Below are 14,591 nucleotides of genomic sequence, written 5' to 3'. Positions count from 1 at the left end.
ATGGCTCAGGCGTTCCCAGACGACAGCACGTCCGCCGACACGAGCGAGACGAATCCAGTACGGCTCGAACTTGAACGGCGTGAGGACGGAACCTACCTGCTGAGGGCAACCGACGGTAACGCTCTGCCGGCGCAGATCTCGGTCGTGAACTCGGCCGGCGAGCCCTGCGCCACCTACACGGGGCAGCCGGAACCCCTCGAACGGCACCCCAAACGCGGTTCTTCCGGATCCCCACCTATCGGGTCGCCGGAGGCCGTAGCCCTCGTCTGGGAGAGGGCAACCCTGGCGGCGATGACCGCTTCGGGCGCGTCGGGATCGCCTCCTGTGCAGCGGAAGTTGAAGGGGGAGTAGTGCCCCAAGATGGCGGGAACTCGAACGAGCCGATCTCGGTGGCTCTGTTGGATGCCGCGGACGCGAGGAGTGGCGGACGGCGCTGCCGCCGTGCCCGCAGCCGGCGCTCGGGGCGTCCGCCGACCATGACCGCCGAGCGGATCCGGCTTACCCGCCGCCTGCTGTTCGGCATATCGGTTGGCGGCGGGCGAGCTTGTCGCGGCGGAAGCCGGAGAGCATGCGGGGAACTTCCTAGATCAGGTGACCGGTCGCTTCTGCCGCGCTTCGATTGCTTACGGTCATAGAACGGATGGGGCACATCTGCTGAACGGCGGCGCGAATGCCGGAGGAAGCCATCAGTTCATGCGAAGGCTGTGGACCGGCGAATTTGGTCACCAGCAGCATGGGGATGCTGTCCGGGCTGACACGTGCCCGACGAGCCGCCGCCAGCCTACCTACGGGCATCTTGAGACCTCTGCGCATGACGCCGGGCGCGGAGGGAACCGCGAGCTCGCGCGGGGAGGGGGCCGCAAGGAGCCGGGCAGGCCAAGAAGCTGCTCAAGAGCCGCCTGACCAGCCGGACCAAGATGTACGCGTCCGCGGTCCGATGGATCCGTGCTGCCATCGGCGAGTACGCGCTCTAGTCGGCCGTGGCCGAGGGAGCGTGCACGGCCGGCTGGCGTTCCAGGTCGGGCAGGAGCACCGTGCTCTCCTGCTCGCGCGGGTCGGTGCGGGCCAGCACGACCTCGGCCGGTTCGCTGTCGCTGAGGTTCACCGGCATGTGCGGGGTGCCGGCCGGGATGTAGATGAACTCGCCCTGGCGGGCTTCGAGGTAGTGCTGCAAGTTCTCGCCGTACCGGGCGCCTACGGAGCCCTTGATGACGTAGATGGCCGTTTCGTGGTGGTCGTGCTTGTGGGCCCGGCCGCTGCCGGCGGGTGGGATGGTCTGCAGGTGCATGCAGATGTTGCGGGCGCCCACGGTCTCGGCGGCGATGCCGGCGAAGAACTGCAGGTGCTGTTTGCCCTCGTACATCACGGCGGAGCGGATGACCCGGCAGTGGCCGTCAGGCTGTGGTGAGTGGTCCACGTCGTCTCCTCAGAGCCGGCCGAAGATCAGGTTGCCGGGCGCGTCCGGGTCGGTGCTGCGGTAGAAGTCGCGTTGTGCGGCGTGGATCTCGTCGAGGCCGAGATGGCCACTGGTGTCGGTGTCGAGCCGGTCGAACACCTGGCGGCGCTCCTCGTCGGGCAGCGCGGAGATGCCGGGAATGGCGGCGAACTCCTCGTAAGAGATCCGGCCGTCGTTGTCGGTATCGCAGACGGTGAGGACGGACTCGGCGACGCGGCCGGCCGTCACCTCGTAGCCGTGAGCCCGGAACTCGTCGCCGGCGAGGTAGGCGACGAACTCGGCGCGGGTCAGCTGCCCGTCGCTGTCGTCGTCGGCGCTGTGGATCAGGGCGTTCCACATGCTCGCGTACGCGGCCAGCACGTCGCGGCCCTTGTCAGAGTCGGCGGGGACGTCGAACGCCGCCAGGAACTGCGCGGCGGCGGCCTCGAAGTCGTCCTTGGTCAGCACGCCGTCGCCGTCGGCGTCGAACAGCGCGAATCGTTTGTCGAACTTGCGGGCGAGGACGTCGGGCACGGCGAAAGCCATGGCACCTCCTGGAATGGAGCGTTTCTCGATGGCGCCTCCACCCTAACATCACTTAAAGCTACGGTAAATTACTCTCTGTAATTGGTGATGGTGGGCCGGCAGTTCCTCCCGGAGCGTCACAGTGCCTTCCTCTCCGCAATCCTTTGCACCGGCAGGCCCGCTCGGTCGTGACGGGTGCCATATCGACCGGGTGCCGACCGAGCGGACCGGGCCAGTGACCGCGAGGCCGGCTCACCGTATTGGCGCGTTGGTCGAGCCAGAGAGGGTGGTATGGGCCGGCCACCCCGCTGAACGACAGGCCGCTGAGAGATCCGGCGCCGGACCCCTCGGACCGTCACGTGCAGGGGAGCTTGGGCATCTGTGCCATCAACTCCGGAAACCGGGGCGATTCAAACGGCTTGACTACTGCTTGGACAGGTCTGCGATCAAGTCGGGCGTGTCCCGCCCGCTAGGCGCTTCTATCCGGCCCTTCTCTTGGGTGTCGTGCGGGTCTGGCTTTACGGTCCGGCCTGTGGCGGTCGATGCCCGTCAGCGCAATCCGCCACAATTCGCTCTCACCATCGGCCCGCCGATGTGCCGGACGCGTGCCGAAGAGCATGTGACGAGCATGAACTCGGCCATCTTCGCCTCGAAGAAGGCGGCCGAGAATCGAGAAAGTGCAGGTCAGGTGGGGTATGGAGTGGTAGGGCGCCCGGGGCTCGAACCCGGAACCTACGGATTAAAAGTCGCAAGGTATTGTGTCGGGCCATATTTCAACGTATTCAATTGTATCACTCTGCTGAATTTTGTCGCATTCAAAATGTCTGAAAATGTCGGCCAGTGTTCACGGGTACCGATAGCCGAAGAGCACGTGACGAGCACGCGGCCGGGCATCCGATGCGCCATGGCACACTCTTGACCGTTCGATTTGCCATGATCTCTGCATGTTGGTCTTCTATCGGTAGGGCCAGGTGCCAAGTGCCAAGTGCCAAGTGCCAAGTGCCAAGTGCCACGAGAGCGTAGTGGGTATTGCCGCCGGATGTCAGTTGCTCCGCCACGAAAGTGTCAGTAACGGCGGGGCTCTCGGGTCAACCGCGCAGGTCGGTGTCTCGGCGAGATCCAGCAGCGACGCCATCTCGCTATTGACACTGAACAAGACCAGTCGGCTCAAAGCCCGGCGCGTGCCCCGGGCCACGCCGTACCGTCTCGGTCGTGACACGCCAGAACGCGGCAACCGACCCGCCCTGCGACGACGACGGCCCGGTGACCGCGCTGCCCAGCGTCTGCCACCGCTTCGGCACCCCACGTCGACCTGCTGGCCGACCAACTCGCCGCAGTCGACCTGAGCGCCGACGACGCCCGAGCACATCAATGATGTGATCATGCGCGCCTTCACCGCGAGCGCGCTGGCTGGCTGGATCGCGCTGGCTGGCTGGATCTGGGTACAGCCACGGCGCGCGGTGGCTCTCGATGATGCGCCGATGTGCCGCGCACGGTGCGGCCCCTCACCTTGGCGGCGGCCCTACCCACCCGTTCACCGCTTGCCCCGCACGGCCCGAACCACCTCGGCCACCGCGCGCAGCACGCCCGCGCGGTCCCTCGAGGCGCATCCCCTGAGAGCCACGGAGACGATCAGCACGGCCGCCAAGGCCGCGCACACCAGGCTGGCCACCGGCACCAGGATCCACACCTCGACGTTCATCCGCACGTCCTCTCTCTCACGTGCGGCCGCGCTCCCGGCCGCATCTGGTGGCATTTCAGCGCACCGCCGCCAGAGGGTGAAGGGTTGCCGGACCGGCCGGAGAAACGGGGAAAAGGCCAGGCCACGACGTTGTCCGGCGACGATCCGGCCGGACCCGCCGGATCAGAACCCACCGGAGAGGACGAAACAAGTGACAGGAAAGAAGCCGATCTCTGCGGCAAGAGCGGTGCTGAGTCAGGAGCTGCAGCAGTTAGCGCAACAAGCCCGCGCGTGCTCGCCAGGCCTGACACGAAAGAAGGTAATCCAAGAGGCCAGCAGTCTGCTGGCGGGCAAGGAGAAGAAGGAAGAGGGCGCTAATGCCCCCAATGCCGTGCCCGGCTTGGGCAAAAGTGCGGTCGATGAATGGTTCAACTGGGGGACTCCTGCCCAAGACTTCCGCCTGCTGTGGAGCGTGGTCCGCGTCCTGCTGGAGCATGTAGGCACCCTCCCGTCCTACAACACCACGCACGCTGGTTGGCGACACCAGTTCGAGTTATGGAAGCTGCGCTGGGAGGCTGCCCGTGTCGTAGACAAGTCGCCGCGAGGGACCGCCCCGCCCCCTGACGTGCCTTTCACGCTTCCCCCAGGCATCCCGATCTTCGTCGGCCGGGACGGCCAGCCGGCCCGGCTCCGTGAGGCGCTGGACCCCGACTGCGCCGAGCAAGGCCTGCAGGGTGCCGTGATCGACGGAATGGCCGGGGTGGGCAAGACCAGCCTGGCGTTGCACATCGCGCGTGAGACCGTGACCGAGGGATGGTTCTCCGGCGGGGCGCTGTTCGTCGACCTCCAGGGGTACGACAAGAATCGCAGCCTGAGCGCCGACCAGGCCGCCGCGGAACTGCTGTGCCAGGCGGAGCGTGCAGAGGGTACGTCTACTTCGGCGTGGCTGGACGCGTACCACAAGATGCTCCGCACGGCCCCAGGGCCCATGCTCATCGTCCTGGACAACGCCTCCAGCGCGGGCCAGGTCTCCCCGCTACGGCCTTCGGGACGCGGCCACCGGATGCTGGTGACCTCCCGCTACAAGCTCCCAGTGGTGGGACTGCGCAAAGTGGACCTGGGCGTGATGACGCCCGCGGAGGGCACTGCCCTGATCAGACGGCAGTTGCGTGTCGGCGATCCGCGGGATGCCCGGATGGAGCGGGAGCCTGCGGAGGCCGCACGCCTGGTTGGCCTGTGCGGCTGCCTCCCGCTGGCTCTGTTCATCGTGGCCGCGTTGCTGGAGATCGAACCGGACCGGCCGCTGGCGCGTCTCGCCGACGAGCTGACCGGCGAGCGCAGCCGGCTGGAGCTGCTGCATACCGGTGACGCGGCCGAGGCCCCGGTCCGCGCCGCGTTCACTCTCTCCTACCGCCACCTCGGTCTCGGCAACTCGGAGCGAGGCGACGCCCTGCGCAGGCTGTTCAGCTTGCTGCCCCTCGGGCCCTTCCCGGATCCGAGCACGCCCGGCGCAGCGGCGATGTTCGGGCGACCGGTTGAGGAGACCCGTCCGCTGCTGCGGGAACTCGCCAGAGCCCACCTCATCGAACCCGGCCGACGAGCCGAACTCTGGCGCATGCACGATCTGATCCGACTGTACGCCTTAGAGCTGTGTATGGAGCACATGTCCGCCTCTGAGCGAAGCGAGGCCTTCAAGCAAGCCGGAACCGCAGATATGTACCGCGTCCACCGGGACTACACCAATAGCGTCGAGTGGGCGGGACGGGTCGTGGCACGCTTCAACGGCTGGGGCGACGCACTCGCCTGGCCCGATGCCGAGCGCTCGCGCCGTCTGCTGCACGTCAACGAGCTGGCGGAACGCACCGGGCACGCCGACGCCCGGGCCTACCTGGCGGCGGGAATTGCCGCCTTCGGTGAACATCACCTGCCCGGCGAGAGCCTCGACGAGGTCCTGGAAGTTCTCGATGCTTTGATGCGGTCACTCGACGAGTCGGTGAAGTACGCGGACTCCGTTCCGGTCGAGTGGGACGAGGACGGCGGGACAGGGACGGACGAAAGCTCCGGCTCGACAGCGGACGAGCTGCTCCTAGAGTTCGTTTCGCGCACCTTGGCCGATGTCGCGCACACAGTTGCCGCGGGCAGGTACGACGAGGCCATCGAGGTCCTCACGGAGGCAGCGGCGGCTCTGCGCCACGGCCCCCCGATCGGCCCGTTCTACGAGGCATGTGTCCTGCTGTGGATCGGCGAGGTCCGGACGATACAGGGCCGCATCTCCGAGACGCGCCAGGCATGGCACCGTGCGATAGAACTACTCACCGAGGCTGGCAACACGGAGGAAGCCGAGCGGCTCCGGTCGAAGCTGCGCCGGCTGCCGGGACACGAAACCTGAGATCTCAAAAGTGGATCTCATAGGTGATCCTGGTCGCGCGAGCTCCTTCGCAGCAGGGGCATGGACGGCCTCGGCGATCTGCAGGTCAGATGGGGCGTGGAATGGTAGGGCGCCCCGGGCTCGAAACCTACGAATTAAAAAAATCGCGATGTCTACAAATACCAGTATTGAAAATGTCTAAGCCTGAATCCACGGTGTGATTCCAGGTGAGTCGTTCTCTGGTCCGATTCCTCTACGAGGAGCGATTCCGCAGGTAGATGGGCTGTTTTAGGGCGTGGGAGGGCCGCCGCGCGCGGGTCGCGGCTTGTCCGGTGTCTGGGGAGGATCGGGGTGTGCGCGGTGGCGCGGGTGACCGTGAGGGTCGTCGGCGGTGCGTGTGGCGGGGGGTTTTGGCTGGTCAGGCCGTTCGGGTGGCGGGTGGGTCGTGGGTGGCGGTGGAGGCGTTTATCCAGGCGTGCTGCCAGCGCCATCGGGCGGGCAGGTGCAAGACCAGGTGGCCACGCCCGTCGGCAGGTCCGTGCCGGGCCAGCCGGGCGGGCACGCTGATGAGGTGACGGCGCAGGGTCGCCCCGCGCGCCTTGGCGTGGAAGGTCGAGGCCAGGCAGCCCAGCGCGCGCAGCAGATTGTGAGTGATCGCCGCCAGAGTGAGCCAGGCGGCATTGGCCGTGAACATGCCTGAGGGCAGGTGTGCGAGCGGCCCGTCGATCAAATCAGCGTTGACTTGCTCCTGCACCGCGTGATCACGATGCTGCTCCTCAGCTTGGAGCAGCGCGTACGGACTGTCGGTGAAGATCGGGTAGTAGCGCCAGGCGGGAAACAGTTCGTCTTGGCCGCGCTCGGCCTGCTCGTTGAGCTTCCTGACCCGCCGCACGATCAGCCGGGCGGGCACGGTCTGGCCCTTCTTGCTGGTGAAGGCGGTGTAGCCGACCTCGGCGACCTCGGCGTCCGACACCCAGCCGCCGGCCTGCTCATCGAAGATCGCTCGCGGATATCTGATCGGGGTCCAGGCGTCCTCATCGATGGCGGCGATCGCCGCTTCGACCTTGGGATCCAGCTTGGCGGTGACGGAGAAGCGCGCGTCCTGAGCACGGCAGGCGCCGATGACCCCGGCGCTGTAGAAGGCCGAGTCACCGCGCAGGATCAGGGTGCCTGAGCAGCCCGCGGCGCGGGCAGCCGGGATCGACTCGCGCACCAGGGACGCCGCGCCGCGGGCGGAGCCCGCGCTGCCGCCCCGCAACCGGGTGGCGGCCACCACCGGCGCGGCCAACGGCGTGGACAACGTCACGGCCAGCACATTCAGCCCACGCACCAGGACACTCTTCCCCTGGATTTTCGTGTGCCCGAACCCGGAGCCCTGCTTGGCATAGCCGTAGGTGCGCCGCTGCATCGAGTCGATGTCGAGGAAGGCCAGCACCTCCTTACCCGGCAGCAGCGGCGTGTGCGCGGCCAGCGAGACCAGCATCTGCCGGGCGACCTTGTCCAACTGGCGCACGTTTCCCCAGGTGAAGGCGCGCAGGAACGACCCAAGCGTGGACGGCGCGCGAATACCGTCGAACAGGTGTGAGCACACCAGCAGTACCGGGACGTCCGCGCTCATCCAGTAGTCGATGTCAGATGCATCACATAGAAAGTGGAAAGACCTCTCGTTCTCGCCCGAGAAGAGACGGTCCCGTGCGTTGCTCTGAACGAACAGAACCCGGTTGGCGACTTCGCCTGTTGCAGGGTTGCGGAGCTCGATCTCGCCATCGATGCCGGCGTCCAACTTTCGCTCGTGCCAGGCGAAGCCCATCCGGCTGACGAGTTGGTGGATCAGGGCGATGCCACTGTCGCCGATGTGGGCGCTCTTATCTAGCTTCTTCAAGAATGCTCGCTCCGAACTTGTCCGGGCAGGGGCGATAGCAGCACTCTATTCCTCAGCACCGACAAGTGGGTCTCGGTAGCTCGCCAGCCAGGTTGGCACCGGCAACGCCCCACGCGCCATGGCTACACCTTGCGCAACCGTGCCATCGGAGCGCGCGAGCGACCACGTCACGGCGCCTGACCTGGCAGATCGGCCAGACGCGACTGGTCAGGCCGTGCAGCCTGGATGAACGGCAAGCCTCTGAAGGAAATTCCAGGCTAACGTTCAATCGTCCTCCTCGGCGTCGAGGAGCTTGCGCCCGCATCCACGCATCCTCCAGTATGCTCAGCCCGACGGAGCAGTTCAGGGGCTCGCACGTATCATCACCGTGGTGAGTGCCTACTCCATAATGTCCAATGGTGGGAGATGATCCACGATTTTCATCGTCTCCAGGCTGACCGTCACAATGCGCTTGAGAAGGTCGATGATGTAGCGGGGATCATCGGACCACTCGTTGGGATCGTTGACAATGCCGGACGCCTTATCGATCTTCACCTGGTATCGATCAATGATCCACTCGATCGCTGAGCGGGCGCCAAGCTGGTAGTGGTATGCCTCCTCCGGGATGTTGGTGAGGGTGACCCGGCTGTTGTAGGAGATCGTCGAGTAGTCCGTCCGCCCTTTCACCTTAGGGATCTTCATCTTCACGACGCGGTATAGCTCACGCTCCGGAGTATCGGTGGCATTGCTACTGATCGTCTCGACGATGCCCTTGTACGGCTCCGCCTGCTCATAATGGAGGTGCACCTCAGCGAGTTTCCGGCCAGCCTCAGCGTATCCGCGGAAATCTCTCACCTTGGGGATGCGTGGGAGAGATTTCTTGAGGTCTGCGGCGAAGCGGGTGCGGTAGTCGGGGGAGTGGAGCAGGCCGTACGTATAGTAAAAGATGTCGTCCTTACTGATCGACGAGTCGCCGTACATAGCGCGGTAGCCGCGGAGGGCGACATCGGTAATGTTGTCGACGCGCTCATAGCTGTCTCCATGACCGGCCTCTACTGCGGCAAAAATGTCGTCGCCCTTACCGAGGCCGCGGTAGGTGTAGCGCGGGTAGAAAGTTCCTCCACTGCCGGCGCCGGTCACATGGAGGTCCGGAATGGCATCAAGCATGAGCACCGAGAAAGGGACAGCAGAACTGCTACCAACATTGTAGTACCCGAAGTTCGAATGATCAGGCGTCGGAAATGCCTGGGGCACCTGTGAAACTGTCGCGTTGACCTGCCGGTCCATATAGAGGTGCTGCCTAGCGAATGGCCGATAGGTTGCCGAAGCAATTCGCTCCTCGTTGAATGCGTAGCGCTTTCCCCTGGCGATAGCTCCTTCATCGGCGCGATTCCAGCTGATCCTCTTTGAGTCGAAAGTGATGAACCCCTTCACGTCGGAAGGTTTGGGCGAGGTGATCGCCCTCATCTGACAATACTCAAAGAACGCTCGACTCTGGGAGTTGTAGAAGTCGATCATCGACTCCATGTTTTCCGTGAGTTTCGATTCGGAGAAGTTGTACGACCAGGGGTCCCGTCCGGTCACGATACCGTTGGTATGGAGCCGGAAAATTGGCTCTCTACGACCAACCTTGTCCTTCTCGCCGAGGGGTTGAAAGGTGGCGAACCGCTCGTCCCGCTGATTGATCCAGTCCCCGTTGGTGTGCGCTGTGATTTGTTGCCAATCCACCGTGTCGAGGTTCTGTGAGCCGACGGCGCGGAGTTTGTCCTCGCGGCTGAGGTAGTCGCCGATGTCCCGGTAGTACAGTGTGCACCCGGTGCCGGTGCCGGAGGCCTTGCCGCCCTTGACGAGGATCAGGATGGCGACGGTGTTCCGACTACTCGAGCCGAAGACGTTTCCCGCCTCCTTCTGGCGTTGCTCCCCGGCTGTTCGGGCGTTACCTCGCAGATTGTAGCAGTAGATCGCGTCGAACTCGCCGACTAAGGACTTGCGTAAGCCGTCATAGGTATTGCCATCGATGTAGCCGCCGTTCGCGACGTACGCGACAACACCCTCGCCCTTAATTCGGTCGGAAGCCCAGCGGATGGCACGGACATAGGAGTCGTACAAATTGCGCTTTAGCGTTGCCGTTGACTTCGCCGCGTACGTGCACTTAATACGCTCGTCCAATACCTCATATTTGATGTTTTGGTTATCGTCGTTCTGGCTGTCCTGTCCTACCGAGTATGGCGGGTTGCCGACGACAACCGTAATGTCCTGCGTCTGCTGCTTCTTCGCGCGTTCGCTATTGCCTTCTAAGACATCCATACCATCGAAATGGGCGGCACCCTCTGCGAGTTGGAAGGTGTCAGTGAGGACGATGCCCTCGAAGGGTTGGTACTCGCCGCTGGCGAGGTCGTGGAAGGCGGCCTCGATATTGATGGCGGCGATGTAGTACGCGAGGAGCACGATCTCGTTGGCGTGCAGTTCGCTCGCGTATTTGCGCTGCAAGTCCTTTGGCTTGATCAGGCCGGATTGGAGAAGGCGTACCGGAAAAGTGCCAGTGCCGACGAAGGGGTCGATGATGTGAACGCCTTCGTCGGACAGGGATCGCCCGTAGTGTTTGGCCAGGGCCTGTTCGGTGGAACGGATGATGAAGTCGACGACCTCGACGGGAGTGTAGACGATGCCGAGCGCGTCGGCGGTCTTCGGCAGGGCGGTCTTGAAGAACTTGTCGTACAGCTCGATGATGACCCGTTGCCGGCCCTCGTGGTTGTCGATGCCCTCGGCGCGGACTCTTACCGAGTCGTAGAAGCCCTCCAGCGTCTTGGTCTCGGCGTCGAGGCTCTGATCGTCCAGGATGTCGAGCACCCGCTGCATGGCTTTGGAGACGGGGTTGTGCTCGGCGAAGCCGGAGTCCTTAAACAGGGCGTCGAAGACGGGTTTGGTGATGATGTGCTGGGCGAGCATATCGACGGCCTGGGCTTCGCCGACGCCAGGGTTGATGTTCGAGCGCAGTTCGTTGACGAACTCCTCGAAGGCGGTCTTCTTCCGGGGAACCGCCAGGGCCGCTTTGATGCGGATGACGTGGCGGTTGGCGATCTGGGCAATGTCTGTGGCCCATTTCTCCCAGTAGTGCCGCTCGCCGACCTTGTCGACGATGCGTGCGTAGATCGCGTTCCGCCAGTCGCTGATGGAGAACAACGCGTCCTGGATGTGTTGGGCGCTCTGCGCGGCCCTGTCCTTGGTGGCGTCGTCGCTCTCAGTGGTGCCGGAACCGTCCGCGCCCCCGACTGACTCGTCGTTAGGGCCGATGCTGCCGATGCCGATCTTGTTGTCGGGCTTCTTCTTGTTCAGATCGATCTGGTTGACCGTCGCGTTGAAGCGGTCGTCGTGGGCGCGCAGGGCCTGGAGGACCTCCCAGACCGTCTTGAAGCGCTTGTTGTCAGCAAGTGCCTTCTCCGGTGACATGCCAGCGGGGATGGCGACAGGCAGGATGATGTAGCCGTACTCCTTGCCGGGGGCCAGGCGCATCACGCGGCCAACGGATTGGACGACGTCGACCACGGAGTTTCGGGGGTGTAGGAAGAGGACCGCGTCCAGGTTCGGGACGTCGACGCCTTCGGACAGGCACCGAACGTTAGACAAGATCCGGGCCGTGGCCGGACCTGGGTCCTGCTTCAGCCAGTCCAACCTCCTGTTGCGCTCCAGGGCGTTAAACGTGCCGTCGACGTGCTCGACCTCGCAGCGCAGCACATCATCGTCCGCGCCGTCGTAGGCATCGACGATGTCGTTGAACCGGTCCGCGATCTGCTTGGAGTCGGCGATGGAGCGGGCGAAGGCCACAGTGCGCTTCATCGGCTCCTCGCCTTCGGCGAATCCCGACCCGTCGGCGAAGGTTCCGGTGCGTTTGGCCATCGCGTTCCAGCAGCCGATGATCTTCGCCGCGTCATCGAGGGCCAGTTCGGACCCGCCGCCAGCAAAGCCTTCTTGGAGGGTCTTGGCGACCACGCCCTCATCGACGGTCAGGATGAGAACCTTGTAGTCGGTGAGCAGCCCCTGATCCACCGCCTTGCCGAAGCCCAGGCGGTGAAACTCGGGTCCGTAGAGGGATTCGTCATCCATGGACGCGAGCACCGCGGAGCTGTCCTCTGCCTGGGACTTGCTGCTGTCGTCGTACAGGCGCGGAGTGGCCGTCATGTACAAGCGCCTGGCGGCTTTCAGGTATTGCTCGTCGTGGACCTTGACGAAGTTGGACTCGTTCTGGCCAGCCAGGGTAACACCGGTGGTGCGGTGGGCCTCGTCGCAGACGACCAAGTCGAACTCGGGCAGGCCCTTGTGCTGAGCCTCGGCAACCACCGGTAACGACTGGTAGGTGGAGAAGGTGACCTTGATGTTTCCTTTCGGGCCGCCGCCGGTGATCTGGTTGTACAGCTTGTCAGCGTCGGTCGTGGCGGGAAAGACGAGGTCGTACGGAGAGATGTCCTCGTTGTCGCTCCGGCTGCCCGCCTTGGTGTCCGAGCACACGGCGTATGGTCGCATCGGCACCTTGGCCTCTGCGGTCCATTCCCTCAGCGTCTGGGAGAGCAGGGAGATGGAGGGGACCAGCACGAGAACGCTGCCGCCCGTTGGGACGAGGTCCTCGGCAATGCGAAGTGAGGTCAGCGTCTTACCCGTACCGCACGCCATGATCAGCTTGCCTCTGGCGTGAGACAAAAATCCTTTGCGCACCGCGTTCAGAGCGAGGTTTTGGTGGGGGCGCAAGTCCTTTTTGTTCTTGCGCTTCAGCATCTCGGGGGCGTCGAGGCTGAACTGCGACCAGTCGACGCTCGATTCATCCAGATCCTGCACCCGCAGGCGCGTTACGGGAATCTGTTGGCCTCTTAGGGCATCTTCCGCGTGTTTGCTCCATTTGTCGGTTGTGGACACAATGAGGCGTGAAGAGAACCCATCCTTGCCAGATGCGGTGAAAAACGAATCAATGTCGCTTTTCTGAAGGGTATGACTAGACCGATAGAACTTGCACTGGATGGCGGTCAGGGCCCCCGTCTCCCGCTCCTGGGCGACAAGATCGATGCCCGTATCGGGCTTTCCGGCCCGTCCAGGCCAGTCGTTCCAGAGCCAGACCCTGCTGAACCGACTGGACCACGAGGGGTCCACACGCAGGTAGGCAGCGATCAGTCGCTCGAACTTGCCCCCCTTGTCTAGCCCGCCAGTCGAAGAGATATCTAGCTTTTCAAGAACTTCTTTAATACTTGTCGCCAACGTCCGATTCCTGCTCTCGCGCTCCCGGTTCCTGCTGGAGATAGAAGCCATAATGCATGCGGAGGTTGACCGTTAAGTATGGAAATAGATGTCCTTTTGTGGACACGCTGGATCATTGACAAACGACTACATGCCTGGCTGCGGGAGCACCACAAGTGCGTATACCCCTTCCTCGTGTCATGGCCAGGCGCTCAGTTCGCTACCGGATCACGAACCCCGACCGGTCAGCCATCCACGACGGGGTATCGTCCATGCCATCTGCCACGAGTTCATCGCGATCCACAGGTCTACATGAACCACTCCATGAGCACGGCATTGCCTGGAGCGGATTCGCAGCACGCGCCGCAGGGCTGCCTAACGTCAACCCCCTGTCAACCCCCGGCGTCCCCGCCCGGCTCTGCCCCGCCGTCCTCCTCCTTGGGGACCGCCAAGCGCAGGATCTGCCACTCGTCCGCCGCGCCCGCCACCCGCCAGTACGACGGCCGCAGGGGCAGCGGCTAGACCCGACCGCAGTCCGTCAGTCGGTCGAGGTGCTGGCCCAGCACCAGATCGCCTCGGTCGCGGCGTTCTCGCTGGGGGCGGTGCCGCGGCGGGCCGCGGCCAACGTCGATGCGCTGCTGTGCGAGACGTTCCGGGTGGTGGTGGCGGCGTTCGGCCGCGTCGTCGACACCGCGGCATGGATCCGGCCACGCGGCCGACGCTGGACCTGGCCCCCCGGCCACCCTCGATGCGGCTGTCGGAACTGCAGCACGGCTCCGCGACCTGGGCCAGGTACCCGTACTCAGGTGCAGCCCGGCACTGCAGACGTACCCTCGCCGAGGCCGCGATTGTTGTCGCCTGACAGTCGGTTATCGGCCACCCCTGGAGGTGCTTAACGAGTCTCTCTCACTCCAAGCAGCCGCATAAGCTCAACGCCATAAAACGGCTGTCCGGAATCACCGTGGCCCCCCACTCACCGGCTCACCGCGCTCTTTAAGAACGATCTTGGCCGTCGCTTCGATCAGCTGCTTGGCGGCGCCGACTGCGTCATCTGGGTGTTCGGCGACTGATCGGCGTATCCGCTCGAGCTGGTAGTCGGCGGGGAGTTCGTCGGCGCCGGAGACCTGGTGCCGGTAGGGGATGATCGCCGATCCGGAGCTGGTCGACGCGCAGGTGGCGGTGCTGGTGGCCGGCGCCGGCATGTCCCGGCCGACGGCTTCGGGCTCGGGCTCGGCGAGCATCTGGGTGATGACCTGCTCGGCCACGCTCACCCGGTCGAGTTCGTGTTGGACGTCGGTCAGTTGCTTGGTCAAGTGCTGGGCCTGCTCGGTCAGTTCGGTACGGCGGGCGGCGATCCGTTCCAGCAGTGGTGACACCCTGCCTCACCTCCGGCGATTACCGTGGATAATCACACGGATACGGATGCTAGAGGGTGGATGTGATCGGCTGCGGTGGAATCGGTGAGAAACATTGATCCGCTGATGGCGGACGATCACTC

The 14,591-nt window shown here is 64.3% G+C and carries 11 protein-coding genes; 3 read left to right on the top strand and 8 right to left on the bottom strand.

The window, feature by feature from the left end:
- The gene (locus AB0I81_RS51035) at window positions 1–351 is read left to right on the top strand and encodes a hypothetical protein (protein WP_360674591.1); all 351 of its coding nucleotides are present in this window, start codon (window positions 1–3) and stop codon (window positions 349–351) included.
- 231 nt (window positions 352–582) lie between these two features.
- Here the strand turns inward: AB0I81_RS51035 and AB0I81_RS51030 are convergent, their stop codons facing one another.
- From AB0I81_RS51030 to AB0I81_RS51020, 3 genes are all read right to left on the bottom strand, one after another.
- Window positions 583–735 (bottom strand): hypothetical protein, encoded by a 153-nt coding sequence (locus AB0I81_RS51030; RefSeq protein WP_360674588.1) that lies wholly within the window; start codon window positions 733–735, stop codon window positions 583–585.
- Between the two features lie 235 nt (window positions 736–970).
- The gene (locus AB0I81_RS51025) at window positions 971–1,417 is read right to left on the bottom strand and encodes a cupin domain-containing protein (RefSeq protein ID WP_360674585.1); all 447 of its coding nucleotides are present in this window, start codon (window positions 1,415–1,417) and stop codon (window positions 971–973) included.
- Between the two features lie 9 nt (window positions 1,418–1,426).
- Window positions 1,427–1,981 carry an EF-hand domain-containing protein gene (locus tag AB0I81_RS51020; protein ID WP_360674583.1) on the bottom strand — a complete coding sequence of 185 codons (555 nt, stop codon included), beginning with the start codon at window positions 1,979–1,981 and terminating at the stop codon, window positions 1,427–1,429.
- A 511-nt stretch (window positions 1,982–2,492) separates the two neighbouring features.
- Here AB0I81_RS51020 and AB0I81_RS51015 point away from each other — a divergent pair.
- Window positions 2,493–2,879: a hypothetical protein gene (locus tag AB0I81_RS51015; protein ID WP_360674580.1), complete on the top strand. Its 387-nt coding sequence runs from the start codon at window positions 2,493–2,495 to the stop codon at window positions 2,877–2,879.
- Window positions 2,880–3,494: 615 nt separating this feature from the next.
- Here AB0I81_RS51015 and AB0I81_RS51010 read toward each other — a convergent pair.
- Window positions 3,495–3,662, bottom strand: a complete 168-nt coding sequence (locus tag AB0I81_RS51010) for a hypothetical protein (RefSeq protein ID WP_360674577.1) — start codon at window positions 3,660–3,662, stop codon at window positions 3,495–3,497.
- A gap of 190 nt (window positions 3,663–3,852) precedes the next feature.
- On the opposite strand from AB0I81_RS51010, the gene AB0I81_RS51005 reads away from it, so the two are divergent.
- Window positions 3,853–6,030 (top strand): AAA family ATPase, encoded by a 2,178-nt coding sequence (locus AB0I81_RS51005; RefSeq protein WP_360674574.1) that lies wholly within the window; start codon window positions 3,853–3,855, stop codon window positions 6,028–6,030.
- Window positions 6,031–6,427: 397 nt separating this feature from the next.
- Here the strand turns inward: AB0I81_RS51005 and AB0I81_RS51000 are convergent, their stop codons facing one another.
- The 4 genes from AB0I81_RS51000 to AB0I81_RS50985 all read right to left on the bottom strand — a co-directional run bounded on the left by AB0I81_RS51000 (window position 6,428) and on the right by AB0I81_RS50985 (window position 14,469).
- Complete coding sequence (locus AB0I81_RS51000) at window positions 6,428–7,891, bottom strand: IS1380 family transposase (RefSeq protein ID WP_360674572.1); 1,464 nt, start codon at window positions 7,889–7,891, stop codon at window positions 6,428–6,430.
- 378 nt (window positions 7,892–8,269) lie between these two features.
- A complete protein-coding gene (locus AB0I81_RS50995) occupies window positions 8,270–13,114 on the bottom strand; it encodes a type ISP restriction/modification enzyme (RefSeq protein ID WP_360674569.1) in 4,845 nt (1,614 codons plus the stop codon).
- A gap of 517 nt (window positions 13,115–13,631) precedes the next feature.
- Window positions 13,632–13,784: a hypothetical protein gene (locus AB0I81_RS50990; RefSeq protein WP_360674566.1), complete on the bottom strand. Its 153-nt coding sequence runs from the start codon at window positions 13,782–13,784 to the stop codon at window positions 13,632–13,634.
- A 265-nt stretch (window positions 13,785–14,049) separates the two neighbouring features.
- On the bottom strand, window positions 14,050–14,469 hold the full coding sequence (locus AB0I81_RS50985; protein WP_360674564.1) for a hypothetical protein: 420 nt from the start codon (window positions 14,467–14,469) through the stop codon (window positions 14,050–14,052).
- Window positions 14,470–14,591: the final 122 nt, after the last annotated feature.

This window comes from Nonomuraea sp. NPDC050404 (genome assembly GCF_040655495.1).
In the GTDB taxonomy this organism is placed as follows: Bacteria; Actinomycetota; Actinomycetes; order Streptosporangiales; family Streptosporangiaceae; genus Nonomuraea.
This window is presented reverse-complemented; position numbering and strand designations above follow the sequence as displayed.